Origin of the sequence: Pseudomonas sp. PA27(2017) (genome assembly GCF_001945445.1) — a bacterium.
Lineage (GTDB): Bacteria > Pseudomonadota > Gammaproteobacteria > Pseudomonadales > Pseudomonadaceae > Aquipseudomonas.
In genome coordinates, this window is record NZ_MSXW01000023.1 from 13059 (window position 1) to 38888 (window position 25830).

The 25830-nt window shown below is 64.9% G+C and carries 17 protein-coding genes; 16 read left to right on the plus strand and 1 reads right to left on the minus strand.

Features of this window, described 5'->3' with window-relative positions; translation table 11 throughout:
- The first annotated feature begins 16 nt into the window (after positions 1-16).
- The 4 genes from BVH06_RS12440 to BVH06_RS12455 all read left to right on the plus strand — a co-directional run bounded on the left by BVH06_RS12440 (position 17) and on the right by BVH06_RS12455 (position 4199).
- A complete protein-coding gene (locus BVH06_RS12440) occupies positions 17-730 on the plus strand; it encodes a GntR family transcriptional regulator (protein ID WP_075934266.1) in 714 nt (237 codons plus the stop codon).
- Entirely contained in the window at positions 727-1743 is a 1017-nt protein-coding gene (locus BVH06_RS12445) for an ADP-ribosylglycohydrolase family protein (protein WP_075934267.1), read from the plus strand. The genes BVH06_RS12440 and BVH06_RS12445 overlap by 4 nt, the downstream gene beginning before the upstream one ends.
- Before the next feature lie 70 nt (positions 1744-1813).
- Positions 1814-3277, plus strand: a complete 1464-nt coding sequence (locus BVH06_RS12450) for a cytosine permease (RefSeq protein ID WP_075934268.1) — start codon at positions 1814-1816, stop codon at positions 3275-3277.
- The gene (locus BVH06_RS12455) at positions 3267-4199 is read left to right on the plus strand and encodes a PfkB family carbohydrate kinase (protein ID WP_075934269.1); all 933 of its coding nucleotides are present in this window, start codon (positions 3267-3269) and stop codon (positions 4197-4199) included. The genes BVH06_RS12450 and BVH06_RS12455 overlap by 11 nt, the downstream gene beginning before the upstream one ends.
- Before the next feature lie 66 nt (positions 4200-4265).
- Here BVH06_RS12455 and BVH06_RS12460 read toward each other — a convergent pair whose 3' ends face one another.
- On the minus strand, positions 4266-4559 hold the full coding sequence (locus tag BVH06_RS12460) for a DUF1330 domain-containing protein (RefSeq protein WP_075928943.1): 294 nt from the start codon (positions 4557-4559) through the stop codon (positions 4266-4268).
- 74 nt (positions 4560-4633) lie between these two features.
- Here BVH06_RS12460 and ribBA point away from each other — a divergent pair, with 74 nt between their 5' ends.
- The 12 genes from ribBA to BVH06_RS25105 all read left to right on the plus strand — a co-directional run bounded on the left by ribBA (position 4634) and on the right by BVH06_RS25105 (position 25684).
- The gene (gene ribBA / locus BVH06_RS12465) at positions 4634-5740 is read left to right on the plus strand and encodes a bifunctional 3,4-dihydroxy-2-butanone-4-phosphate synthase/GTP cyclohydrolase II (RefSeq protein ID WP_075934270.1); all 1107 of its coding nucleotides are present in this window, start codon (positions 4634-4636) and stop codon (positions 5738-5740) included.
- Positions 5741-5962: 222 nt separating this feature from the next.
- Positions 5963-6988 (plus strand): ABC transporter substrate-binding protein, encoded by a 1026-nt coding sequence (locus tag BVH06_RS12470; RefSeq protein ID WP_013789213.1) that lies wholly within the window; start codon positions 5963-5965, stop codon positions 6986-6988.
- A gap of 1 nt (position 6989) precedes the next feature.
- Complete coding sequence (locus BVH06_RS12475; RefSeq protein ID WP_075934271.1) at positions 6990-7898, plus strand: ABC transporter permease; 909 nt, start codon at positions 6990-6992, stop codon at positions 7896-7898.
- A 6-nt stretch (positions 7899-7904) separates the two neighbouring features.
- On the plus strand, positions 7905-8714 hold the full coding sequence (locus tag BVH06_RS12480) for an ABC transporter permease (protein WP_075928947.1): 810 nt from the start codon (positions 7905-7907) through the stop codon (positions 8712-8714).
- A gap of 17 nt (positions 8715-8731) precedes the next feature.
- Entirely contained in the window at positions 8732-9880 is a 1149-nt protein-coding gene (locus BVH06_RS12485; protein WP_075934272.1) for an ABC transporter ATP-binding protein, read from the plus strand.
- A 748-nt stretch (positions 9881-10628) separates the two neighbouring features.
- Positions 10629-11639: an ABC transporter substrate-binding protein gene (locus tag BVH06_RS12490; protein ID WP_075934273.1), complete on the plus strand. Its 1011-nt coding sequence runs from the start codon at positions 10629-10631 to the stop codon at positions 11637-11639.
- Between the two features lie 146 nt (positions 11640-11785).
- Positions 11786-12826 (plus strand): LLM class flavin-dependent oxidoreductase, encoded by a 1041-nt coding sequence (locus tag BVH06_RS12495; RefSeq protein ID WP_075934274.1) that lies wholly within the window; start codon positions 11786-11788, stop codon positions 12824-12826.
- Positions 12827-13084: 258 nt separating this feature from the next.
- A complete protein-coding gene (locus BVH06_RS12500) occupies positions 13085-14491 on the plus strand; it encodes a cytosine permease (protein ID WP_075934275.1) in 1407 nt (468 codons plus the stop codon).
- Between the two features lie 160 nt (positions 14492-14651).
- Positions 14652-16091, plus strand: a complete 1440-nt coding sequence (gene cls, locus BVH06_RS12505) for a cardiolipin synthase (RefSeq protein WP_075928951.1) — start codon at positions 14652-14654, stop codon at positions 16089-16091.
- A 212-nt stretch (positions 16092-16303) separates the two neighbouring features.
- Entirely contained in the window at positions 16304-18052 is a 1749-nt protein-coding gene (locus BVH06_RS12510) for a ShlB/FhaC/HecB family hemolysin secretion/activation protein (RefSeq protein WP_083652010.1), read from the plus strand.
- A 9-nt stretch (positions 18053-18061) separates the two neighbouring features.
- Complete coding sequence (locus tag BVH06_RS12515; RefSeq protein WP_075934276.1) at positions 18062-18580, plus strand: toxin-activating lysine-acyltransferase; 519 nt, start codon at positions 18062-18064, stop codon at positions 18578-18580.
- Positions 18581-18625: 45 nt separating this feature from the next.
- Positions 18626-25684 (plus strand): hemagglutinin repeat-containing protein, encoded by a 7059-nt coding sequence (locus BVH06_RS25105; RefSeq protein ID WP_083652012.1) that lies wholly within the window; start codon positions 18626-18628, stop codon positions 25682-25684.
- The last annotated feature ends 146 nt before the right edge of the window (positions 25685-25830 follow it).

Sequence of the window (25830 nt, forward strand, 5' to 3'; positions counted from 1 at the left end):
GGGTACTAATTTGTACATGATTAGACAGGTTCGATTCGACAAGAAAACCCGTGTGGTTCACGCCTTGGCCAAACGCATCGAGCAAGGCGAGCTCGGCGCTGGCGAGCGGCTGCCCGGTGAACACGAGCTGGCGGCGGCCTTCGACGTCAGCCGCGGCACGCTGCGCGAGGCGCTTTCCGAGCTCAAGCGGCGCAACTACATCGGCACACAGCCGGGCGTCGGCTCGGTGGTCACCTATGACGGCGTGCCCCTGCATCAGGGTGGCGGCTGGGCGCAGGCCCTCGCCGCCGGTGGCGTGCAGGTCCAGACCGAGCTGCTGAGCATTGCCAGTGTGGAGCGCGACGAGTTCGCCGAGCGATTCGGCCGCGCACGCTTCATGCTCGTCGAACGTCGCCGACGGGCTGCCGATGGCAGCCTGGTGTCGCTCGAGCGTGCGCTGCTTCCAGCCTGCGATGGCCTGGAAAACCTCGCCGAAGAGGGCCTGCTCGAGAACTCACTGACCGCCACACTGGCCGCCCACGGCTACCGCGCCGGGCAGGGCAAGCAGTGGATCGGTGCCGCGCCGCTCGACATCGATGCCGCCAACCAGCTGCAACGCGCGCCGGGCAGCGTCTTCCTCAGGGTAGTCAGGGAAACCTTCGACAGCCGCGGGCGCTTCATGGAGCGCGTCGAGAGCTACCTCGACCCGCTGCACTTTCAACTCCATCTCGAATTCGGGGACGCCCAGTGAACCAGCTTTCCACCGCGCGAGACCGCGCGCTCGGCGCTTTCCACGGATTGGCACTGGGCGATGCGCTCGGCATGCCGACCCAGTCGCTGTCCCGCGAACAGATTCGCGCACGCTATGGCCGTATCGACGGCCTGATCGATGCCGACGCCAACCAACCCATCGCCCCGAACATGCCGGCCGGCGCGATCACCGACGATACCGAGCAGGCGATCCTGGTTGGCGAGCTGCTGGTCAAGGGCCAAGGCCGCATCGCAGCGACCGACCTGGCGCAGCGCCTGATCGACTGGGAAGCGGCCATGCGCGCCAAGGGTTCGCAGGACTTGCTCGGCCCGTCGACCAAGCGCGCCATCGAGATGATTCTCGCCGGCGCCAGCCCGGAACAGGCCGGGCGCTTCGGCACCACCAACGGCGCGGCGATGCGCATCACGCCAGTGGGTATCGCCGCCGACGTGCGTGACCCCGAGCACTTCATGGCGCAGGTGCTGCAGGCCTGCCAAGTGACCCACAACACCGGCCTGGGTATCGCCAGCGCCGCGGCGGTGGCGGCGGTCGTTTCGGCGGGCATCAATGGCGACGGCCTGACCAGCGCCCTGAACAGCGGAGTCGCGGCGGCCCGGCAGGGCCAGCGACTCGGCCATTGGGTGGCCGGCGGCGACATCGCGGCACGCATCGAGTGGACCGCGCGGCTCTGCGACGCCGCCAGCCCTGACGCCTTGGCCGACCTGATCTACGAGGTGATCGGCACCTCGGTGGCGTCCCAGGAGTCCGTGGTCGCCGCGTTCGCCCTGGCGCGCGCGGTCGCCAACGGCCAACTGACGCCCTATGAGGCCCTGTGCATGGCCGCCAGCCTGGGTGGCGACACCGACACCATCGCCGCGGTACTCGGCGCCATGCTCGGCGCGACCCATGGCCTGGGCGCGTGGCCGAGCGAAGCGCTGGCACAGGTCTGCGCGGTGAGCCGGATCGACCTGGCGCCGCTGACCGACCGGCTGCTGGCCTTGCGAACGATCTGAACCCCTGGGTGGCCGCCTCTGCGCTCACCCAGCCCTGCCAACAACAACGAACTATCGCAGGAGTCATGCCATGCGTGCATCCGAACAGGTGGGCCAGCTGGAAACCCGCGGCATCGAGCCGGTGCCCGAACATGAATGCAACGGCCACCCGTTGCAGCTGTTCTGGGTCTGGTTCGCAGCCAACATCAGCATTCTCGGCCTGCCGCTGGGCGCCACCCTGATCGCCTTCCAGGGCCTGTCGATCTGGCAGGCCCTGGTGGTCGCCATCCTCGGCGCCGGCGGCTCCTTCGCCATCGTCGGCCTGTTGTCGATCGCCGGTCGCCGGGGGCGGGCGCCAAGCCTGACGCTGTCGCGGGCGATCTTCGGCATGCGCGGCAATATCGGCCCGACCCTGGCGTCGCTCGGCTCGCGCCTGGGCTGGGAGACGGTCAACACCACCACGGCGGCCTTCGTGCTGCTGTCGCTGGTGTCGATCGTCCAGGGCACGCCGGTTGAGGCCAAGTCGGCGCCCTTTCTGACCCTGCTGTTCATCGGCCTGTTCGTGCTGCTGACCCTGTGCGTCTCCGGCCTCGGCCATGCCACGCTGCTGGTGATCCAGAAATGGGCCACTTGGGTGTTCGGCGCGCTGAACCTGGTGGTGGGCGGCTTTCTCGCCCTGCACATCGACTGGGCCCTGGTATGGGCGGCCACGCCAGCGCCAATGTCCGCCGTGCTGATCGGCATCGGCACCATGGCGGCCGGTACCGGTATCGGCTGGGCCAATGCCGGCGCCGACATGTCGCGCTACCAGCACAAGAGCGTGCGGGCGGCCGGGCTGGTGGCTTCCGCCGCCTTCGGCGCGGGCATTCCGCTGGTGCTGCTGATCACTCTGGGCGGCCTGATTTCGGTGGGCAACGATCACCTGGCCTCGGCAACCGACCCCATCGTGGCGATTCGCGAACTGCTGCCGACCTGGATGGCCGTACCCTACCTGATCACCGCGTTCGGCGGCCTGCTGCTGTCCAACAACCTGTCGGTGTATTCCGCGGGCCTGACCACCCTGACTCTCGGCCTCAAGGTCAAGCGGGTCTACGCCGTAGTGGTCGACATCGTGGCGATCTTCATCGGCTCGATCTACTTCATGCTGATCGCCGAGAGCTTCTACGGCCCATTCATCACCTTCATCTCCATGTTGGCTGTGCCGATCACCGCCTGGGTAGGCATCTTCTTGGTCGACCTGCGCCACCGTCAGCGTTACGAGGCGGCCGACCTGATGAACGTCAGCCCGAGCAGTGCCTACTGGTACGCCGGCGGCGTGGAGTGGCGTGCCCTGGGCGCCTGGGCGGTGGCGATCGTGCTGGGCTTCAGCTTCACCACGGTGAAGATCGGCGCGGGCAACGTGCTGTTCCACGGCTGGTTGGCCGACTCCTGGTTCGGCCAGAACGGCCTGGGCTGGATCGTCACCTTCGTCGTCGCCGGTGGCCTGTATGCGCTGCTCGGCGGCTGCCGTGACCGCCGCGCCGCCGCGCCCCACGAGGCCGCCCATGGCCGCTAGATTGCTGTACACCGGCCAGGTGGTCGTCGACCTGGTGATGAACGTCAGCGCCCTGCCCGCTGCCGGCCAGGATGTGCTGGCCAGCAGTGCGGCCTTCGCAGTGGGCGGCGGCTTCAACGTCATGGCCGCTGCCGCGCGCAACGGACTGAGTACCTGTTACCTGGGCCGCCATGGTATTGGCCGCTTCGGTGACATGGCGCGCCAGGCCTTGCAGGCGCAAGGCATCGAGTGCCGCCTGCCGCCAAGTGCCGATGGCGATACCGGGCTGTGCGTCGCCCTGACCGACGCCAGCGCCGAGCGCTCGTTCGTCACCCATGTCGGCGCCGAGGGCGTGCTGCACGCCGAGGACCTGCAGCACGAAACCGCCACGGCCACAGACTGGGTGATGGTCAGCGGCTACAGCCTGCTGCATGCCGGCAAGGCGGCCCCGCTGCTGGCTTGGCTGCAGCAGGGCGGCGTAGCCGGCGCTCTGGTGTTCGATCCCGGTCCGCTGGCCTGCAACCCCGATATCCCGGGCGCCGAACAGTTGCTGGAGCGCCTGGCGATCTGGAGCAGCAATCGAGAGGAAGCCCTGCAGTTCACCGCTGCCGACGACATGGAGCAGGCCCTCGAGCGCCTCACGGCGCGGCTGCCGGAGGGTGCCCTGGTGATTCTGCGCGACGGCCCGCAGGGCTGTTGGCTGGCCCGTGGCGACTGGCGCCTGCAGATACCGGGCTTTGCCGTAGAGGCGGTGGACACCAACGGCGCTGGCGATGCCCATATCGGCGTATTCCTGGCCAGCCTGGCCGCCGGATTACCCGAGTCAGCCGCCGCCGCACGCGCCAATGCCGCGGCCGCCATCGCGGTCACTCGCCATGGCCCGGCAACCTGCCCGCAGGCGGGCGAGCTCGACGCCTTTCTGGCCGAACAGGCCATTGGCTGACGCAGGCCCGCCCCGGTCGGCATTCACCTGATCGAAGGCGTGCCTCGCTGGCTCAGCCCTGCCGGGTCAGGGCGCCATACCCTCGACGATGATCACCTCCGAACGTGCGGCGCCGGCCCGGTAGCTGCTCGCCTCCTGGTAGGCCGCAGAGCGGTAGCAGGCCACCGCCTGCTCGTATGACTCGAACTCGATTACCACGCTACGCTGAGGCGTATCGCGGCCTTCCTGCGCCTCGGAGCGGCCGCCGCGGGCCAGGAACTTACCGCCGAATTCGGCGAACACGGCCGGGGCGCGTTTGGTGTATTCGCTATAGCGCGCGGGGTCGGTGACGTCAACGTGAGCGATCCAGTAACCCTTCATAGGCTGACTCCTTTAATCTGATTACGTATTACGGTATACCATAATTCGAAATAATCCGACCTGCGAGAACCGCCATGCCCTTCCATCCCATCCGTGAACTCATCGATGACTTTCGCCAGGGCAAGATGGTCCTGCTGGTGGACGACGAAGACCGCGAGAACGAGGGCGACCTGCTGCTCGCTGCCGAATTCTGCACGCCCCAGGCGATCAACTTCATGGCCCGCGAAGCCCGCGGCCTGATCTGCCTGACCCTGACCGACGAGCACTGCCAGCGCCTCGGCCTGGAGCAAATGGTGCCCAGCAACGGTAGCGTATTTTCCACCGCTTTCACCGTTTCCATCGAAGCCGCCAGCGGCATCACCACCGGCATTTCTGCTGCCGACCGGGCCCACACGGTGCTGACCGCCGTGGCCGCCGACGCCAAGCCCAGCGACCTGGTGCAGCCGGGCCACATCTTTCCGCTGCGCGCCAAGGAGGGCGGCGTGCTGACCCGCGCCGGGCACACCGAAGCCGGCTGCGACCTGGCCCGGCTGGCCGGCGTGACGCCTGCCGCAGTGATCGTCGAGGTGATGAACGAGGACGGCAGCATGGCCCGCCGCCCCGACCTGGAAGCCTTCGCCGCGCTGCACGGCATCAAGATCGGCACCATCGCCGACCTCATTCAGTACCGCCTGAGTACCGAGCACACCGTCACACGCATCGGCGAGCGCGCATTGCCTACGGTGCACGGCGAGTTCCGCCTGATCACCTATGAGGACCGAATCGCTGGCGGCGTGCACATGGCCATGGTGATGGGCGACATCCGCCATGACGAACCTACCCTGGCGCGCGTGCACGCCATCGATCCGCTGCGCGACCTGGTCGGCGCCGAGTACTCCGGGCCGCGCAGCTGGACGCTGTGGGCCGCCCTGGAACGCATCGCCGCCGACGGCAAGGGCGTCGTCGTGGTGCTCGCCAACCATGAGTCGTCGCAAGCTCTGCTCGAGCGCGTACCGCAGCTGACCCAGCCGCAACGGCCTTTCAACCGGGGCCAGCCGCGGGTGTATTCCGAGGTCGGTACCGGGGCGCAGATCCTCCAGGATCTAGGTGTCGGCAAGCTGCGCCACCTCGGCCCACCGCTCAAGTACGCGGGCCTGGCTGGTTACGAGCTGGAAGTGGTGGAGACCGTGCCGTTCGAGTGACGGACAGCCGGTCGTACGAACCCCGCAAGAGGCATGGCAAATCGCTTGCGGAAAGTTTGGAATACCATAATATGATATCCCTAAGGCCAGCCAGTTTATCGCGTGTCCCGCACGGGTCGCCCCGACTGAAACACCGGTGATGGCCGCCATTGAAGATCCACTGCTCCGGTTAAGCGGGCAAACGCTCGCTTGCGCACAAACACAACAAAGAGGGCAAGCAAGATGGTGTTTATCAAAGGTGTTACCTCGGTGCTCGCCGCGAGCATCCTGAGTGCTGCAATCACGACCACCGCCTCGGCGGAAACCGTCAACTTCGTCAGCTGGGGCGGTACCACCCAGGATGCGCAGAAAGCCGCCTGGGCAGACCCCTTCACCCGCGACACCAAGATCACCGTCGTGCAGGACGGCCCGACCGACTACGGCAAGCTCAAGGCCATGGTCGAGAGCGGCAACGTGCAGTGGGACGTGGTCGACGTGGAAGCCGATTTCGCCCTGCGCGCCGCGGCCGAAGGCCTGCTCGAACCATTGGACTTCAACGTCATCAAGCGCGATCGCATCGACCCGCGCTTCGTCAACGACCACGGCGTCGGTTCGTTCTTCTTCTCCTTCGTGCTCGGCTACAACGAGGGCGCGGTCGGCGGCAAGAAGCCCGAAGACTGGAGCGCGCTGTTCGACACCGCCACCTACCCCGGCAAACGTGCCCTGTACAAATGGCCGAGCCCCGGCGTGCTGGAACTGGCTCTGCTGGCCGACGGCGTAGAAAAGGACAAGCTGTACCCGCTGGACCTGGATCGCGCCTTCAAGAAACTCGACACCATCAAGAAGGACATCGTCTGGTGGGGCGGCGGCGCGCAGTCGCAGCAGCTGCTGGCCTCCGGCGAGGCGAGCATGGGCCAGTTCTGGAACGGCCGTATCCACGCCCTGCAGGAAGATGGCGCGCCGGTCGCGGCGAGCTGGAAGCAGAACCTGGTCATGGCCGACATGCTGGTCGTGCCCAAGGGCGCCAAGAACAAGGAAGCGGCCATGAAGTTCCTGGCCCATTCCAGCAGCGCCAAGGGCCAGGCTGACTTCTCCAACCTGACCGCCTACGCGCCGGTCAACCTCGACAGCGTGGCACGCCTCGATTCGGTATTGGCGCAGAACCTGCCGACCGCCCACGAGGCCGACCAGATCACTCTGGACTACGCCTACTGGGCCAAGAACGGCGCGGAAATCGCCAATCGCTGGAACGAATGGCTGGTGAAATGAGATGACCGCGCTCCGTACCCCCGAGGTCGGTGCAGCAGACCGTCAGTGTGCCAACGCTGACGGCAACCCGGAACGGGCAGCGCGCTGGCGCGGTGCCCCGTACCTGCTGCCGGCCCTGCTGTTTCTCGGTTTGTTCTTCCTGGCGCCGCTGATCGGCCTGCTGCTGCGCGGCGTGCTGGAACCGGAGCCGGGCCTGGGCAACTACGCTCAACTGTTCGCCAACTCGGCCTACTCCAAGGTGCTGTTCAACACCTTCGCGGTGGCCGGCCTGGTGACCGTGATCAGCCTCCTGCTGGGCTTCCCCCTGGCCTGGGCGATCACCCTGATGCCGCGCGGCTGGGGCCGCTGGCTGTTGAACATCGTGCTGCTGTCGATGTGGACCAGCCTGCTGGCGCGCACCTACTCGTGGCTGGTGCTGCTGCAGTCCTCGGGGGTGGTCAACAAGTTCCTGATGGGTTTGGGCATCATCGATCAGCCGCTGGAGATGGTGCACAACCTGACCGGCGTGGTGATCGGCATGAGCTACATCATGATCCCGTTCATCGTGCTGCCGCTGCAGGCGACCATGAGCGCCATCGACCCGATGGTGTTGCAGGCCGGTTCGATCTGCGGCGCCAGCCCATGGCGCAACTTCTTCAAGGTGTTCATTCCGCTGTGCCGGCCGGGCATCTTCAGCGGTGGGCTGATGGTCTTCGTGATGTCCCTGGGTTACTACGTGACGCCAGCGCTGCTGGGCGGCGCGCAGAACATGATGCTCCCCGAGTTCATCATCCAGCAGGTGCAATCGTTCCTCAACTGGGGCATCGCCAGTGCGGCAGCAGCCTTGCTGATCCTCATCACCCTGGTGCTGTTCTACGTCTACCTGAAGCTGCAACCGGAATCACCGGTCGCTTCCAGCACTGCGAGGTAAGCCGCCATGCTGCTGTCACCCAATGCCATGGGTCGTGGCCTGCGCTACGGCCTGACCGCGACGACCGCGCTGATCGCCGTGTTCCTGCTGCTGCCGATCCTGTTCATCGTGCTGCTGTCGTTCGGCTCCTCGCAATGGCTGGTGTTCCCGCCACCGGGCTGGACGCTCAAGTGGTACGGGCAGTTCTTCTCCAACGCCCAGTGGATGGATTCGGCGCTGGTCAGCCTCAAGGTCGCGCTGCTGACCACCCTGTGCGCCCTGGCCATCGGCCTGCCCAGCGCCTTCGCCCTGGTGCGCGGCAAGTTTCCCGGCCGTGAATTGCTGTACGCACTGTTCACCCTGCCGATGATCGTGCCGCTGGTGATCATCGCCGTAGCCGTGTACGCGCTGTTTCTCAAGCTCGGCTACACCGGCACGCTGTTCGCTTTCGTGGTCAGCCACGTGATCGTCGCACTGCCGTTCACCATCATCTCGATCATCAACTCGCTGAAGCTGTTCGATCAGTCCATCGAGGATGCCGCGGTGATCTGCGGCGCCACCCGCCTGCAGGCCATCGTCAAGGTGACCTTCCCGGCAATCCGCCCGGGCCTGGTATCGGGCGGGCTGTTCGCCTTTCTGGTGTCGTGGGACGAGGTGGTGCTCAGCGTGATGATGGCCAGCCCCGGCCTGCAAACGCTGCCGGTGAAGATGTGGACGACGCTGCGCCAGGATCTCACCCCGGTGATCGCCGTCGCCTCGACGCTGCTGATCGCCCTTTCCCTGCTGGTCATGTTCATCGCCGCCATTGCACGCCGGCGCGCCGAAGCCAAAGGCTGAGCGCCGAGGAGAACCCCATGAGTGCCGTCATCAAACAAAAACAGGCGCCCCAGACCCTGGTAAGCCTGCGCAACCTGAACAAGCACTACGGTGATTTCACCGCTGTGGACAACATTTCCCTGGATATTCAGGACGGCGAGTTCCTCACCTTCCTCGGCTCCAGCGGCTCGGGCAAGAGCACCACGCTGTCGATGCTGGCCGGCTTCGAAACGCCCAGCTCCGGGGAAATCCTCGTGGAGGGCAAATCCCTGGTCAACGTGCCGCCGCACAAGCGCGATATCGGCATGGTATTCCAGCGCTATTCGCTGTTCCCACACCTCAACGTGCGCGACAACATCGCCTTTCCCCTGGGCATCCGCAAACTCAGCGCCGACGAGCAGAAGCGCAAGGTCGACGCCATGCTAAAGCTGGTGCAACTCGAGGCCTTCGCCCACCGTCGCCCGTCGCAGATGTCCGGCGGCCAGCAGCAGCGCGTGGCCATCGCCCGGGCACTGGTCTACGAGCCGCGCATCCTGCTGATGGACGAACCCCTCGGCGCCCTGGACAAGAAGCTGCGTGAGGACCTGCAGGACGAGCTGCGCCATCTGCACCGACGCCTGGGCATCACCATCGTCTACGTGACCCACGACCAGGAAGAAGCCATGCGTCTGTCCCAGCGCATCGCCATTTTCAGCCACGGCAAGATCGTCGGCCTGGGCACCGGCTACGACCTTTACCAGAACCCGCCGAACGCCTTCGTCGCCTCGTTCCTGGGCAACTCCAACTTCCTGCGGGCCAAGGTCAGCGGCCAGGCTGCCGTGCAGTTCGAGCAGCAGAACCTGGCGATCACTCCGACCGCCAACCTGAACAACGACCAGGACGTGCTGCTGATGCTGCGCCCGGAAAAAGCCCAGGTGCTACCCCTGGAGGTCGCTGCGCAAAGCCCGCTGCCGGCCGGCTGGAACGAGATCGCCGTGCAGGTCGCCGAAGTGGTGTTCCTGGGTGAAAGCCTGACCTGCCACGTGGTCACGCCAGGCGGCTGCCACCTGACCCTGAAAGCCATGGGCAGCGGCCTGCAACCGTTGCAACCCGGTGCCCAGGCGAAGGTACGCTGGGCAGCCAGCGAGGCCTGCCTGTACGACAGCTGGAACGAGAGCGACCTGAGCAAGGGCGCTGGGGCGCACTGAGCCGCTGCCCAACGCAGGTGTGAGGATCTCGCGCGATCCTGTGGGAGCCGCGACCTCGCGGCGAATGGCAGTCACGACGCCGCTTTTGCGGGATGGCCACGACCGCTTCGCCCCGGGTCGGGGCTCCTACGGGTGTGATGACTTCTCACGATCCTGTGGGAGCCGTGACCTCGCGGCGAATGGCAGTCACGACGCCGCTTTTGCAGGGTGGCCACAGTCGCTTCGCCCCGGGTCGGGGCTCCTACAGGTGTGATGACTTCTCACGATCCTGTGGGAGCCGTGACCTCGCGGCGAATGGCAGTCACGACGCCGCTTTTGCAGGGTGGCCACGATCGCTTCGCCCCGGGTCGGGGCTCCTACGGGTGTGATGACTTCTCACGATCCTGTGGGAGCCGTGACCTCGCGGCGAATGGCAGTCACGACGCCGCTTTTGCAGGGTGGCCACAGTCGCTTCGCCCCGGGTCGGGGCTCCTACAGGTGCGAGGATCTCTCACGATCCTGTAGCAGCCCCCGCCCGCTCCCACACTGGAGCGCTGAAAGCCCCCTCGAGCGTTACGCCAGCCCCTGGCAAGTGGTACCGCTTTTCCCACACGACACCTGCGCGCCCGGCAGACACCACTGGCGACGCCCGCTGCAGCGCACCGGGCACTCTGGAGCGCATCTTGCAATGTGCCAGCACGGCGCATGACCACTGCAACACTGCCAGTCGACCGCCAAGGGCATCTTCAATCGTTCGGGAGGGATTTCCATGCGCACATTGCTGGCCATGCTGCTGGGGCTGCAGCTGTTTTCCACCGCTCACGCCGAGCAGAGCCTCACCTTCGTCAGTTGGGGCGGCAGCACCCAGGCCGCGCAGACCCGCGCCTGGAGCGAGCCCTTCACCCAGCAGACCGGCATCCGCGTCGAGCAGGCCGGCCCTACCGATTACGCGGCCTTCAAGGCCATGGTGGAAAGCGGCAAGGTCACCTGGGACGTGGTCGACGTGGAGGCGGACTTCGCCCTGCGTGCCGGCCGTGAAGGCCTGCTCGAGCCCTTGGACTTCAAGCAAATCGCCAAACGCACCATCGACCCGCGCTTCGTCACCATCTACGGCGCTGGCTCGTTCTATTTCTCCTTCATCCTCGGCTACAACACCAAGGTGCTCGCCAGCGTGCCGCAGGATTGGGCGGCGCTGTTCGACACCCGCGCTTATCCGGGCAAGCGCGCCTTGTACAAGTGGCCGAGCCCTGGCGTACTGGAGATCGCCCTGCTCGCCGACGGCGTGGCCGCCGACAAGCTGTACCCGCTTGACCTGGACCGCGCCTTCAAAAAGCTCGACAGCATCAAGGCCGACATCGCCTGGTGGGGCAGCGGCGACGAGTCCCAGCAGTTGCTGTCGAGTGGCGCGGCGGGCCTGGGCATGTTCTGGAACGGCCGGGTCAATGCCCTGCGTGATCAGGGCGCACCGGTGGGCATCAGTTGGCAGCAGAACCTGGTGACCGGCGATTTCCTGGTCATTCCCCGCGGCGCACCGAACGCCGAGGCGGCACGCGCGTTCATCGCCCACGCCACCAGTCCGAAGGCGCAGGCGGACTTCTCCTCACTGACCGGCTACGCGCCGGTCAACCTCGGCGCTTCGGCGCTGGTCGATCCCAAGCTCGCGGAGAATCAGCCGGGGGCCCACAAGACCGGGCAGATCACCCTCGACTTCAAATACTGGAGCGTCAACGGCGAGCGTATCGCCGAACGCTGGTACGCCTGGCAGGCCGCCAGCAACTGACGCTTTTCGACGAGAGGGGCCTCTGGTACTCGCCAAAGTATTTTATATTATGGTATACCATAGACCATGAGCCGCCTGATCCTGCAGCCGGCCAGTCCCGACAGCGCCTCGCGCCCCCGGGCCTTACAAAAATCGAGGAAAGCGACATGAAATTCTCTTTGTTCGTCCACATGGAACGCTACGACCAGGAAGTCGGCCACCGTGAGCTCTTCGAGCAACTGACCGAGCTCACCCTGCTGGCCGAGGCCGGCGGATTCAGCACCGTGTGGATCGGCGAACACCACGCCATGGAATACACCATCTCGCCGAGCCCGATGCCGATCCTGGCCTACCTGGCCGCACGCACCAGCACCATCCGCCTGGGTGCCGGCACCATCATCGCGCCCTTCTGGAACCCGATCCGCGTGGCCGGTGAATGCGCCCTGCTCGACGTGATCAGCAACGGGCGCATGGAAGTGGGCCTGGCCCGGGGCGCCTACCAGTTCGAATTCGACCGCATGGCCGGCGGCATGCCGGCCACCGACGGCGGCAAGGCGCTGCGCGAGATGGTTCCGGTGGTGCGCAAGCTGTGGGAAGGCGATTACGCCCATGACGGCGAGGTCTACAAGTTTCCCACCTCCACCAGCGTACCGAAGCCTTACAACGCCCAGCCGCCGATGTGGATCGCCGCCCGCGACCCGGACTCGCACAACTTCGCCGTGGCCAATGGCTGCAACGTGATGGTCACGCCGCTGATGAAGGGTGACGAGGAAGTAGTCGACCTGAACGACAAGTTCAACGCCGCCCTGGCCAACAACCCAGGCGTGCCGCGTCCGCAACTGATGGTGCTGCGCCACACCCACGTGCACCTGGCCGACGACCCCGAAGGCTGGAAGGTCGGCGCCGCCGCCATCTCGCGTTTCTACCGCACCTTCGATGCCTGGTTCGGCAACAAGACCACGCCGGTCAACGGCTTCCTGGAGCCGAGCCCGGAGTCCAAGTTCGCCGAAGTGCCGGCGTTCCAGCTGGAGAACATCCGCAAGAACACCATGATCGGCACACCCGAGGAAATCATCGCGCGCATTCGTCACTACCAGGAACTGGGCGTCGACGAATTCAGCTTCTGGGCCGACAACAGCCTGCCCTACGCCGAGAAGAAAAAGTCCCTGGAACTGTTCATCCAGCACGTGGTGCCAGCCTTCCGCTGAGCATCACCCCGCACAGCCCGGTCCGCGCCGGGCTGCTGCAACGATCGAAAACGCTGCTATCCGAATAAAGACAAGAAGTAGGTTTTTCCCATGTTGTTGCGTGCCTTCCCATCGCGTCACCCCTGCCCGTTCTCCCTCGCCCGCGGCCCGGCCCGCAGCGAGCGCGGCTGACCTCAGCCACGACACCCCACGCATCCACCCGGCACTGCCCGCCTCGCGCGCAGCGTGCCGCTACCGCTTTGCGCAGGAGAACCCGACATGTCCCATAACAACGCTCCCCAAGAACTCGTCGAAAGCAACAGCGTCGGCCAGGTGGCCGATGCCGATCGTCACGGCCGCGTCCGTGACCTGTTCACCCTCTGGTTCAGCACCAACATCGCACCGCTGCCGATCGTCACCGGCGCCATGGCCGTGCAGGTGTTCCACCTGAGCATCGGCTGGGCGATCTGCGCCATCCTGGTCGGCCACCTGCTCGGCGGCATCGTGCTTGGCCTGGCTTCGGCCCAGGGCCCGCAGATGGGCCTGCCGCAGATGCTGCAGAGCCGCGGCCAGTTCGGTCGCTACGGCGCGCTGCTGGTGGTGGTGATCGCCGCCGTGCTGTACATCGGCTTCTTCATCTCCAATTGCGTGCTGGCCGGCAAATCCATCCACACCGTGGCGCCGGATCTGCCGCTGCCGGCCGCCGTGCTGATCGGCGCCTGCGCCGCGACGCTGATCGGTATCCTGGGCTACAACTTCATCCACACCCTCAACCGCATCGGCACCTGGGTGATGGGCATCGGCCTGGTGGCGGGCTTCATCGCCCTGTTCGCCAACGGCCTGCCGGCGGACTTCGCCAGCCGCGGCGGTTTCAACCTGGCCGGCTGGCTGGCAATGGCCTCGCTGGGGGCCATCTGGCAGATCTCCTTCGCGCCCTACACCTCGGATTACTCACGCTACCTGCCGCGCAACGTGGGCATCTGGAAGCCCTTTATCGCCACCTACTGCGGCGCCGTGCTGGGCACTTCGCTGTGCTTCATCTTCGGCACCCTGGTGGCGCTGGCGGTGAGTGCCGAGACGGACACCATGGAAGCGGTGAAACAGAGCACCGGCGTGTTTGGGCCGGTGCTGATGGTGTTGTTCATCCTCAGCATCATTAGCCACAACGCCCTGAACCTGTACGGTGCGGTGCTGGCGCTGATCACCTCGGTGCAGACCTTCGCCGCCGACTGGGCACCGAGCCGCCAGGCCCGCGTGGCGCTCTCCGCGATCCTGCTGGTGGCCTGCTGCGTGGTCGCGGTAACGGCGCCCGCGGACTTCATCGCACGCTTCATGCAACTGATCCTGGCGATGATGATCGTGCTGGTGCCGTGGGCGGTGATCAACCTGGCCGACTTCTACCTGGTGCAGAAGCAGCGCTATCACATTCCCTCGCTGTTCGACGCCACGGGCGGCATCTACGGGCGTTTCAACCCCAACGCGGTCAGCGCCTACGCCATCGGCATCCTGGTACAACTGCCGTTCGCGGTCACGCCAATCTACACCGGCCCCATCGCCAGTAAGCTCGACGGTGCCGACCTGTCGTGGCTGGTGGCGATCGTCGTTACCCTGCCGCTTTACTTGCTGCTGTCGAGCCGCGATACGGTCTACCGCCGCAAGCAGATCTCGGCGCTGGCACGGGCCTGACGGCCAAAAGCCCCGCGCCTACCGTGCGGGGCTTTCGTTCATTCGCGCAGGGACTCAAGGCAGCAGCGCCAGGAAGTTTCACGTGGAACGCCGATTTCTATCGGTGACGTCCCATCGATAGCGTGGTCTATGCTGCACGGCAGCCATCAAGCGAACGACCATGGAATTCGGCATCCAGCATTTCTTCGGCTATCTGATCGCAGCGATCCACGCGCTGGGTGCGCTGGCTGCCGTGCATGCGATTCTCACCGTGCGCACTGCCCAAGGCGCCATCGCCTGGGCGCTGTCGCTGTTCTTCATGCCCTACCTGACGCTGCTGCCCTACGTGATCTTCGGGCGCAGCCGGTTCTATGCGTACATCGACGCACGCCGAGTGGTCGACAAGCAGATGCACAAGGCCATGGCTTCGCTGGACTGGCGCCCGTGGGTGCAGGAAGCCATTGCCGCCGGCGAGTCGGAAGCCTACGGCCAGCTGCGCGCGCTGCCGCGCCTGGGGCGCATGCCCTGCCTGGCCGGCAATCAGGTCAGCCTGTTGGTCAATGGCAAGGCGACCTTCGAGGCGATCTTCCAGACGCTGGCCGAAGCACGCCAGGTGATCCTAATCCAGTTCTTCATCGTCCACGACGACAAGCTCGGCCGCCGCCTGCAGGAGGTTCTGCTCGAGCGCGCGGCGGCCGGCGTGCAGGTGTATTTCCTCTACGACGCCGTCGGCAGCCACGCCCTGCCGCGCCGCTATACCAAGCGCCTGCGCGAAGGCGGCGTGCACGTGCACGCCTTCCCCACCGGCGGTGGTGTGCTCAATCGCTTCCAGCTCAATTTCCGCAACCACCGCAAGATCGTGGTGGTCGATGGCGAGCGCGGCTATCTCGGCGGGCACAACGTCGGCGACGAATACCTGGGCGAAAAGCCGCGGCTGTCGCCGTGGCGCGATACCCACGTCGAGGTGCACGGCCCGGCGGTTGCGTGTTTGCAGGAATCCTTCGCCGAGGACTGGTTCTGGGCGACCCGCAAGCTGCCACCGCTGCTGCTGCCCGAGCGCTACCCGGACGAAGGCATGCTCTGCCAGGTGATCAGCAGCGGCCCGGCCGATGCCCAGGAAACCTGCTCGCTGCTGTTCGTGGAAATGCTCAACGCCGCCCGCGAGCGCATCTGGCTGACCAGCCCCTACTTCATCCCCGACGAGGCGCTGTTCGCCGCCCTGCGCCTGGCCGTGCTGCGCGGCGTGGACGTGCGCATCCTGCTGCCCTCGCGCCCCGACCATCGCATCGTCTACGCCGCCTCCAACCTGTTCGCCCTGGAAGCCCTGCGCGCCGGCGTACGGATCTTCCGCTACTTGCCGGGCTTCCTGCACCAGAAGGTCGCGCTGATCGATGGCGACATCGGCGTGGTCGGCAGCGCCAACCTCGACAACCGCTCGTTCCGCCTCAACTTCGAAATCACCCTGGTCACCGTCGATCCCGAATTCGCCCGTCAGGTCGAAGCGATGTTACTGGAAGACTTCAGCCAGTCCCGCGAACTGATCGGCGCTGACCGCCGCGAAGTGCATCGACTTCAGCAACTGGGCATGCGCGTAGCGCGGCTGATCTCGCCGATTCTCTGAGCGGCGACGCCACTCGGCACCACTAGCGAAACCACCTGAAAAGAGCGAGCTGGTTCACAGGATGGTTCCCCTTACCCGACGAACTGCATGGCCAGTGCGCAACTTTTCTTTTCTCGGTCTATCTCAGCAGACATCGAGCCAAGCGAAGCGGCCAATCAGCCACGGCAGGCTCGTCTGCCTCATCGTCCGTTGTCGGCCCACAAGGATGTGCCATGCAGTTACCCGTTTCGTGTCGTGCCCCATTTCGCCTGACGTCCCTCGCCAGCGCTCGCCGTACGCTCTCCTGGCTGTTGCTAACCGCCGTTGCAACGGTGCAGATCGCGAACGCAGCCACTCCTGAAGAAGAGCTATTGCGCCAGCGCGAGCGTGATCGTGTGCTACGTGATCAACTGGAGGCACGGCCAGACGTACGCCTCGAAGCGCTGCCTCAGGACGAGGGACCGGCAACCCTGCCACGCGAGGAAACGCCCTGCTTCCGCATCGATAGAATCGAGCTGGTGGGCGAGTCGGCTGAGCAATTTCAATGGGCCCTACAGGCGGCGAATCCCCAGGAAGATCGCGCTACAGGCCGTTGCCTGGGCTCGCGCGGCATCAACCTGACGATGAAGCGCATCCAGAATGCGATAATCACCAAAGGCTATGTCACCACCCGCGTACTGGCTGGTGCGCAGGATCTGAACAGCGGCGTGCTGACATTGACCCTGCTGCCAGGGCGCATCAGCGACATCCGCTTCGACGCGCAAACCAGCCGCCGCGCCAATGCCTTCAATGCACTGCCAGCGAGCCCCGGCGACCTGCTCAACCTGCGTGACATCGAACAGGCCCTGGAGAACTTCAAACGCGTTCCGACCGTGGAAGCCGATATCCGTATCGTGCCGGCCGCCGCCAGCAACGCCGGGCCGGGCGAAAGCGATGTGGTGATCGCCTGGCGTCAGCGCTTCCCTGCACGCCTGAGCCTGTCGGTGGACAACGGCGGCAGTAAAAGCACCGGCAAGTATCAGGGCAGCGTGGCACTCTCGCTGGACAATCCGCTGACCCTCAACGACCTGTTCTACGCCAGCTTCAACCATGACCTGGGCGGTGGCGAGGATGGCGACCGCGGCTCGAAGGGCCATACGCTGCATTACTCGGTGCCCTACGGTTATTGGCAACTGGCGTTTACCAGCAGCGAATACGACTACCACCAGACGGTTGCCGGTGCGCTCGAAGATTTCCAGTATCGAGGCGAGAGCCGTAACAACGAGATGCGCCTCTCGCGTCTGGTGTACCGCGACGCGGTGCGCAAGACCAGCCTGTGGGGCAGTCTGTGGACGCGCAGCTCGGATAATTTCATCGATGACGCCGAAATCGAGCAACAACGTCGGCGCATGGCCGGCTGGCAGGCGGGTATCGGCCACCGCGAGTTCATCGGCCCGGCCACGCTCGATCTGGGGTTGAGCTACCGCCGGGGCACCGGTGCGCACGATGCCCTGAAAGCGATCGAGGAGAACATCGACGATGGCACCTCACGCTCGAAAATCATCCAGGCCGACGCGCAATGGCAAATCCCTTTCAATGCCTACGACCAGCGCCTGCGCTATATCGGCGCCTGGCGCGCGCAGTGGAATCGCACCAACCTGGTACCGCAGGACCGCTTCAGCATAGGCGGGCGCTACACGGTACGGGGCTTCGACGGTGAAAACATCCTCTCGGCCGACCGTGGCTGGACCCTGAGCAATGAGCTGGGCCTGGCGCTGGGCACCAGTGGGCAAGAGCTGTATGCCGGCGTGGACTACGGCGAGGTCGGCGGCAACTCCGCCGACTACCTGATCGGCCGGCGCCTGGCCGGTGCCGTGGTCGGCCTGCGCGGGTCGTATCGCAATCTTTCTTACGACTGGTCCTGGGGCACACCGCTGAAGAAACCCGACGGCTTCGAGACCGCCGACTTCACCAGTGCCTTCACCGTCGTCCTGTCGTTCTGAGGATCGCCCATGCGCTTCGATACTTTCGACATCACCGCCCCGGCCGTCTTCGACGAGCCATGGAACGAGGCCAACGTGCTGGGTGCCGCCACCTGGCTGTGGATGCATTCCGAGGCCCACCGCGATGCCCCCCTGCACAGCCTGTCGCGTCTGCTGTTGCCGGCGCTCAAGCATCGCCAATTCGTGCTTGGTAGCGAGAACGGCAAACCGGTTTTTTACCTGGCCTGGCTGAGCCTGGACGAGACGACCGAACGTCGTTACCTGACCCACTCGCCGATCGAAATGAACGAAGCCGACTGGTGCAGCGGCGACCGCCTGTGGGTCAACGACTGGGTCGCGCCCTTCGGCCATACCGCCGTACTCAGCCGCCTGCTGCTCAGCCGCGTGTTCCCCAACAGTTGCGCCCGGGCGCTTTACCACCGTGGCGAAACACGGGGCTTGAAGGTCAAGACCTTTCACGGCATCGGCGTGATCCCGGAACAGGCCAAGGCCTGGTTCGCCGCCCATCCACTGGCTACCGAGGCCTGACCCCAGAACGTTAGCTGCGGTCCGGTACCGCAAAGGGAATTGCACATGAACAAGCACCTGCATCGAGTCATCTTCAACAAGGCACGCGGCCTGCTCGTGGTGGTGGCGGAGAACGTCAGCAGCCAGGGCAAGGCGCCCGGTACACGCGAAGCGAGCGGCGCCAGTGGCAGCTGTGTAGCGACCCTGGCGCCCTTGCGTTTCGCCCTGATGGGCGCGCTGGGCCTGATCAGCCTCGCGGCCGTACCCGCCTGGGCCAATGGTATCGTCGCCGATCCCAACGCGCCTGGCGGCCAGCGGCCCAACGTCATGGAGAGTGCCAACGGCACGCCGCAGGTGAACATCGCCGCGCCCAGCGCCGCAGGGGTTTCACGCAACAACTACAGTCAGTTCGACGTGGATGGCCGCGGCGCGATCCTCAACAACTCCCCCACCAACAGCCAGACCCAGCTCGGTGGCTGGATCGAGGGCAACCCCAACCTCAGCGGTAGCGCCCGGGTGATCCTCAACGAGGTCAATGCCAGCAACCCGAGCCAGTTGCGCGGCTACGTTGAAGTGGCGGGCGGCCGCGCGGAGGTGGTCATCGCCAACCCTGCCGGGATCACCTGCGATGGCTGCGGCTTCATCAACGCCGACCGTTCCACCCTGACCACTGGCCGCGTGCAGATGGAGGATGGCCGCATCACCGGCTACAAGGTCGAGGGCGGCACCCTGAACATCACCGGTCGGGGCCTGGATAGCCGCGACAGCGACTACACCGACCTGATCGCGCGCAGCGTGGAGGTCAATGCCGGTATCTGGGCCAAGGACCTCAAGGTCACTGCCGGGCGCAACCAGGTCAACGCCGACAACACCCAGGCCAGCGCCCTTGCCGAGGATGGCAGCGACAAGCCCGAGGTGGCCATCGACGTCGCCCAGCTGGGCGGCATGTACGCCGGCAAGATCAAACTGGTGGGCACCGAGTCAGGGGTTGGCGTACGCAATGCCGGGCAGATCGGTGCCATGGCCGGCGACGTGGTGATCGGCGCAGACGGCAAGCTGCAGAACCTGGGCGCCATCAGCAGCAGCGGTGATACTCAGGTGGCCAGCAACCAGACGATCGACAATAGCGGCAGCCTGTACGCCAAGGGCGACATGCGCCTGACCAGCCAAACCACTATCGACAACACTGGCGTGGTGGCCGCTCAGGGCAAGACAAGCCTGGAGGCAGACCGTGTGCGTAGCACGGGCGACTCCCTACTGGCCGCAGGCATCGACGCCCAGGGCAACTCCGGCGCCGCCGCCGATCTGCAAATCAAGGCCCGTCAAGTCTCTGCCAACGGCCAGAACCATGCCAGCGGCAAGCTCGAGATCGAGGCCGATAGCCTCGACCTGAGCCACAGTCGCACTCGCTCCACCGACCTCAGCCTGAAGGCCCGCAACGGCGACATCGACCTGAGCGCCAGCCAGGTCGACAGCACCGGCACCCTCCAGGCCAGTGCCAGCGGCACCCTGCGCAGCGATGCCGCCAAAGTCAGCGCCGAGCACCTGACGCTGAGCGCCAGGCACCTGTCCAACGTCGGCGGCGAGCTGCTGCAGACCGGCACCACGGCCAGCATGCTGAAGGCCACCGACAGCCTCGACAACAGCGCCGGGCGCATCGCCAGCAACGCCCAGGCACTCAGCCTCGAAGCGCAGACCCTGAACAACCGGGGCGGCAAGGTCGAGCATGCCGGCAATGGCCGTCTGGAGCTGAACGCGCAACGCGTCGACAGCACGAGCGGCACGCTGCTGAGCAATGGCGAGCTGCATATGACCGCACAGCAGGCGGTACTCGATAACGGCCATACCCAGGGTCGCCAGATACTGGTCGACAGCCGTGAGCTGGATAACCGTAACGGCACCCTCCTCGCCACTGATGGTGGTTTGCTGGAGGTGCGTGGTGCCCAGCGCCTCGACAACAGCGGCGGCAGCATCGCCAGCAACGGGGAGGTCAGGCTGACGACCCAGGAGCTGCTCAACGACGGCGGCGAACTGCTCGCCGGGCGCCTGCTCTCGCTCAATACCGCCTACCTGCGCGGCAACGGTCGCGCACTGAGCCTGGGTGATCTGCTGCTGCGCCAGCAAGGCGACGTGAGCCTCGCCGGCCGGTTGCAGGCCAACGGCAAGCTGGACATCGAGGCCGGCGGTACCCTGAACAACACCGGCCAACTGCAGGCTGGACAATCCCTGCTGCTACGCAGCGCTGCACTGAACAATGCCAGCGGTGCCGAGCTGAGCGCCAACCAGGTGGATCTGCGCGTCACCGGGCAGTTGCTCAACCGCGGCCTGGTCGATGGCCAGCAGGTACGCGTGCAGGCTGATGAAGTGCACAACCTCGGCACCGGCCAGCTCTACGGCGATCGCCTGGCCATCACCAGCCGCCTGCTGTCCAACCGCAACGAAGGAGACCGCGCTGCCACCCTGGCCGCCCGCGAACGCCTGGACATCGGCGTCCAGACCCTGGAGAACCGCGAACAGGCACTGATCTTCAGCGCTGGCGACCTGGCCATCGGCGGTGCGCTGGATGCGAACGACCGCGCCAGCGGCCGCGCCGACCTGCTGAGCAATGCCAGCGCCACCATCGAGTCACTCGGCCACCTCGACCTGGCCGTGCGCGAGCTGCGTAACACCAATGAGCATTTCAGCACTGCACAGGTGGAGGTCAGCCGCGAGCAACTGCAGGAATACCAGATCAGCGGCTCGCCAAATCGCTACCGTCCCGACCAGGTTTCCGTGCACAACGACGAGGTCGACCACCTCACCACACCCGATGGCCGACGCGACAACTTCAACCGCTACGACTACGAACGGACCGTCACCGAAACCCGTGTACTCAGCTCGGCCCCCGGTCAGATCCTGGCTGGCGGCAACCTGTCGTTCAGCGGCGACAGCGTGCTCAACGACAAGAGCCGCATCATCGCCGGTGGCTTGCTGCAGGTTGGCGCCACCCAGGTGACCAACGTCGAGGCGGACGGCCAACGCGTTACCAGCGACGCCGGCACCGCCACCAACTTCTACCGCATCCAGCGCAAAGGCCGCGATCGCCAGGGCACCAACGTGGCCGCCTATACCCCGGCGCCACTGATACAGGACATCGACATCTCGCCCACCGAGTTCCGCGGCCAAACGGCAGTGAGCGGCAGCAATACCCAGCTGGCTGCCCACCAGAGCGCCCAGGTCGACCCAGGCGTCGAGGTGCTGCTCAACGACGGCCAGGGTATCGCCGACCTGGTACGCAGCGGCGGCCTCAACCTTAATCTGCCGAGCAACAACCTGTTCCAGACCAACCCGGAGGGCACCCGTGGCTACCTGATCGAAACCGATCCGCGCTTCGCCAGCTACCGCCAGTGGTTGTCATCGGACTACATGCTGCAGCGCTTGAGCGTGGATCCGGCCCTGACCCAGCAGCGCCTGGGCGATGGTTTCTACGAGCAGAAGCTGATTCGCGAGCAGATCGCCCAACTCACCGGGCGGCGCTTCCTCGATGGTTATGCCGACGACGAAGCGCAATACCGCGCCTTGATCGACAACGCCGTCACCCTGGCCAGCGAATGGAACCTGGTACCCGGCGTGGCCCTGACCGCCGAACAGATGGCGCAGTTGACCAGCGACGTGGTGTGGCTGGTGGAACGCTCGGTGACCCTGGCCAATGGCGAATCACGCAAGGTCTTGGTACCCCAGGTCTACGTACGGGTGCGCGACGGCGACCTCAACGGCAACGGTGCGCTGATCGCCGGCCAGCAGCTCAAGCTCGACCTCTCCGGCGACCTGCTCAACAGCGGCAGCATCGGCGGGCGCAGCATCATGGCGATCAATGCGCAGAACATCGACAATCTGGGTGGGCGGATTCAGGCAGACCGCGCGGCACTGATCGCACGTGACGATCTTAATAACACCGGCGGCGTTATCGGTGCGCGTGAAAGCTTGCTGGTTCAGGCCGGTAACGACGTCAACCTGAATGCAGTGACCCAGGACAGCAGTAGCGAGCAAGGCGCCCGTACCAGCCTCTCGCGTGTCGCTGGGCTGTTTGTCACTGGTGACGCTGGCACCCTGCAGGTGAGCGCTGGCAATGATATCAACCTGAACGCTGCACAGTTGCTCAACGCCGGCCAGGACGGAGTCACCCGGCTGGAGGCTGGGCGCGATATCAGCCTGGGCACCGCCAACCAAAGCCACCAGCAAACGGTTCGCTGGAACGACAGCAACTGGCGCGACGAATCCAGCCAAACGGAGGTGGGCAGCACGATACAAGGCACTGGCAACCTGCTCCTGAGCGCCGGCCAGGATATCAATGCCCGAGGTGCCACTGTGCGCAGCGAACAGGGCATGCTGCTGGCCGAAGCAGGTCGCGACATCCGTATCGACGCGTCCGAGCAACAGCAGTTCGCCGACGAGGCACATCGCTTCAAAGGGCGCAGCGGCATGTTCTCCAGCAAGACCACGACCCTGCGCGACACGGTTGATCGCACTCAGGCGCAAGGCAGCACATTTAGCGCCGATCAGCTCTACCTCAATGCCGACCGTGACATCGGCATACGTGGCAGCGACCTGGTTTCCAGCCGCCAGACCCAGCTGCAGGCAGGGCGCGACGTCGACCTGGCAGCAGCCAGTGAATACAACCAGGAACGCCATGATCAATCGGTGAAGAAGAGCGGGCTGTTCAGTGGCGGCGGCCTGTCGCTGACCATCGGTACCCAACGGCAAAGCGTCAGCGACCGCAGCGACGGCCAGAGCACCCGTGCCAGCACGCTCGGCAGTACGGCTGGCAACGTGATTGTCGAGGCTGGCAACAGCTATCGTCAGTCCGGTAGCCACGTCATGACACCAACCGGCGACGTCAACGTACTGGCCCAGCAGATCGCAATCACGGAGGCTCGGCAGATCGGTCGCCAGGAGCAGGAAACCAAGTTCAAGCAAAGCGGCTTGACGGTTGGCCTGAACGTGCCGGTGATCAACGCGCTGCAGTCGACCCATCGCTTGGTCAAGGCCACCTCGGAGGTGCAGGATGACCGTATGAAAGCCCTTGGCGGTGCCATGGCGGCGCTCACCGCCTACAATACCGGCTCGGGTATTTCAGCCGCAGTCAAAGAGGGCGACCCTAGCAAGGCCGGCGGTTTCGGCATCAACATCTCCATCGGCAGTAGCAGCAGTCAGAGCAACACCACCTACACCGCTGACAGTGCGGCAGGCTCCAGCATCAAGGCAGGTGGTGACGTCACCCTCGTAGCTACCGGTACGGGCGAGGACAGCAACATCCTGGTGCGTGGCAGCCAAATCGTCGCCGGCCGTGATGCCACGCTGATCGCCGATAATCGCATCGACCTCATCGCCGCACAGAATCAGCTGACTCAGCACAGCACCGAGAGCAGCCGCTCGGCCAGCCTCGGCGTGGGCCTGAACTTCGGCGGTCAGCAGAACGGCCTGAGCTTCAATGCCGCCGTTTCGCGTGGCCGAGGTCAGGCAGACGGCGAAGATCTGACCCACACCAACAGCTTGGTCAGCGCTGGAGATACGGCTCTGCTGATCAGTGGCGGCGACACCAACATCCGTGGCGCCCAGGTCGCCGGTAAGAGTGTCAAAGCTCAAGTAGGCGGTGACCTGCTGGTCGAGAGCTTGCAGGACACCAGCACCTACGCCAGCCAGCAGAAGAACACAGGTGCAGGTATTAGCCTGTGCATCCCGCCATTCTGTGTCGGCACCCCCGTGAGCGGTAATCTGAGCCTGGCCAAATCCAAAGCCAATGGCGATTACGCCAGCGTGGTCGAACAGAGCGGCATCCGTGCCGGTGATGGCGGCTTCGACCTTGCAGTACAAGGCAATACCGACCTCAAGGGCGCGGTCATCGCCAGCAACCAAGCCGCCATCGATGCTGGTGCCAATCGTCTGCAGACAGGCACGTTGACCACCAGTGACCTGGAGAACCGAGCCAGCGCCAGCGCCCGCAGCAGCGGCGTCGACCTCAGCAGCGATATGCTCACCCAAGGCAAATATGGCTTGAGCAAAGCGGTCATCGGCACAGCACTGAACAAGGGCGACGCTCGTGAAAGCGACAGCGGACGCACGCTCGCGGCAGTCAGTGGGGGTGCCATCGAGATTCGCGACGAACAGGGGCAGCTCGACAAGACCGGGAAGAGCACCGAAGAGGCCATCGCCACCCTCAACCGTGACGTTGCGGGTAGCCACATTGGTGTAGAGCGCCTCGATCCCAAGGAGCTGGAAAAGCAGGCCGAGGCCGAACGCATCATCAAGAATGCCGTGGCAGTGGAAGCCTTCAAGTTCAGCGACGACGCCTACCGCACCATGTTCGTCAAGGAACACCCGATGTACGAGGTGATGCTGAATGAAGACGGCAGCGTCAAGATGGAAAATGATAAGCCCGTACTACGCCTGCTTAGCAATGAGGAGAAACTCGCGCTCAAAGCTGGTCCGGACGGCCGGATTCGTATTGGTGTCAACGGCATCTTCAATGACGAGAATGCCGCCGCCGGCTACGCAGCTCAACATAATGAGGGTCGTGCCGCACCGCTCTACATTGTGTCCTTCCCCCAAGCCACTAATGCTGTGGCCGAGCTGATGGTGGCAGGCTATCAAAAACACCTGGAGAACGAGTTCTGGGGCCTGAGCAGATCCACCGCAGAGATTACCGATTTGCTCAGGCATTATGGCTCGCAAGGCTTGGAGCTGGACGCCCACAGCCGTGGTTCGATGACAGTCGGAAACGCGTTGGAAGCTCTCAAGAATGGCAATGCCACGGAGGGCACATTGAGCGAGACATACTTGAAGTTCTTCGGGCCTGCTTACAACGCTGAAAAAGCTGCCAGCCTGCTCTACCAGCTCAGTGGCGGTGCTCAGGACACTGTCAGCCTGCAGAACCACCGCGACGATTTTGTCGGCTCAATCATTGGTGGAAACCCAGCCACGCATGACCAAGTCGGCACTGGCAGCACCAAGGTCAAGGAATGGCTCAACATGTTCGGCGGCACGGCTACCGTACACAACTGCTACGGAGCCTCGTCGACCCGTAACGGCTGCGGTGCCTATGGCACACCGAATACGTTGGACATCAAGGCCAAAACACGACCATAAGATAGTAGATGCTGCTCGCCGTATACGGCGAGCAGCATCCCAGAACTATCGCTACCGACTAAAGAACTACGTTTCGCCATGGATAAAAGGTATCCATCCACAAAACCAATATGACCATGCTCAGCGAGAGGCTCGTTATGCGACTT

Excerpts from the sequence above, each read along its gene's own strand:
- BVH06_RS12440 (WP_075934266.1), top strand. The coding sequence starts at position 17 with ATGATTAGACAGGTTCGATTCGACAAGAAAACCCGTGTGGTTCACGCC.
- BVH06_RS12450 (WP_075934268.1), top strand. The coding sequence starts at position 1,814 with ATGCGTGCATCCGAACAGGTGGGCCAGCTGGAAACCCGCGGCATCGAG.
- BVH06_RS12455 (WP_075934269.1), top strand. The coding sequence starts at position 3,267 with ATGGCCGCTAGATTGCTGTACACCGGCCAGGTGGTCGTCGACCTGGTG.
- BVH06_RS12460 (WP_075928943.1), bottom strand. The coding sequence starts at position 4,559 with ATGAAGGGTTACTGGATCGCTCACGTTGACGTCACCGACCCCGCGCGC.
- ribBA (WP_075934270.1), top strand. The coding sequence starts at position 4,634 with ATGCCCTTCCATCCCATCCGTGAACTCATCGATGACTTTCGCCAGGGC.
- BVH06_RS12470 (WP_013789213.1), top strand. The coding sequence starts at position 5,963 with ATGGTGTTTATCAAAGGTGTTACCTCGGTGCTCGCCGCGAGCATCCTG.
- BVH06_RS12475 (WP_075934271.1), top strand. The coding sequence starts at position 6,990 with ATGACCGCGCTCCGTACCCCCGAGGTCGGTGCAGCAGACCGTCAGTGT.
- BVH06_RS12480 (WP_075928947.1), top strand. The coding sequence starts at position 7,905 with ATGCTGCTGTCACCCAATGCCATGGGTCGTGGCCTGCGCTACGGCCTG.
- BVH06_RS12485 (WP_075934272.1), top strand. The coding sequence starts at position 8,732 with ATGAGTGCCGTCATCAAACAAAAACAGGCGCCCCAGACCCTGGTAAGC.
- BVH06_RS12490 (WP_075934273.1), top strand. The coding sequence starts at position 10,629 with ATGCGCACATTGCTGGCCATGCTGCTGGGGCTGCAGCTGTTTTCCACC.
- BVH06_RS12495 (WP_075934274.1), top strand. The coding sequence starts at position 11,786 with ATGAAATTCTCTTTGTTCGTCCACATGGAACGCTACGACCAGGAAGTC.
- BVH06_RS12500 (WP_075934275.1), top strand. The coding sequence starts at position 13,085 with ATGTCCCATAACAACGCTCCCCAAGAACTCGTCGAAAGCAACAGCGTC.
- cls (WP_075928951.1), top strand. The coding sequence starts at position 14,652 with ATGGAATTCGGCATCCAGCATTTCTTCGGCTATCTGATCGCAGCGATC.
- BVH06_RS12510 (WP_083652010.1), top strand. The coding sequence starts at position 16,304 with ATGCAGTTACCCGTTTCGTGTCGTGCCCCATTTCGCCTGACGTCCCTC.
- BVH06_RS12515 (WP_075934276.1), top strand. The coding sequence starts at position 18,062 with ATGCGCTTCGATACTTTCGACATCACCGCCCCGGCCGTCTTCGACGAG.
- BVH06_RS25105 (WP_083652012.1), top strand. The coding sequence starts at position 18,626 with ATGAACAAGCACCTGCATCGAGTCATCTTCAACAAGGCACGCGGCCTG.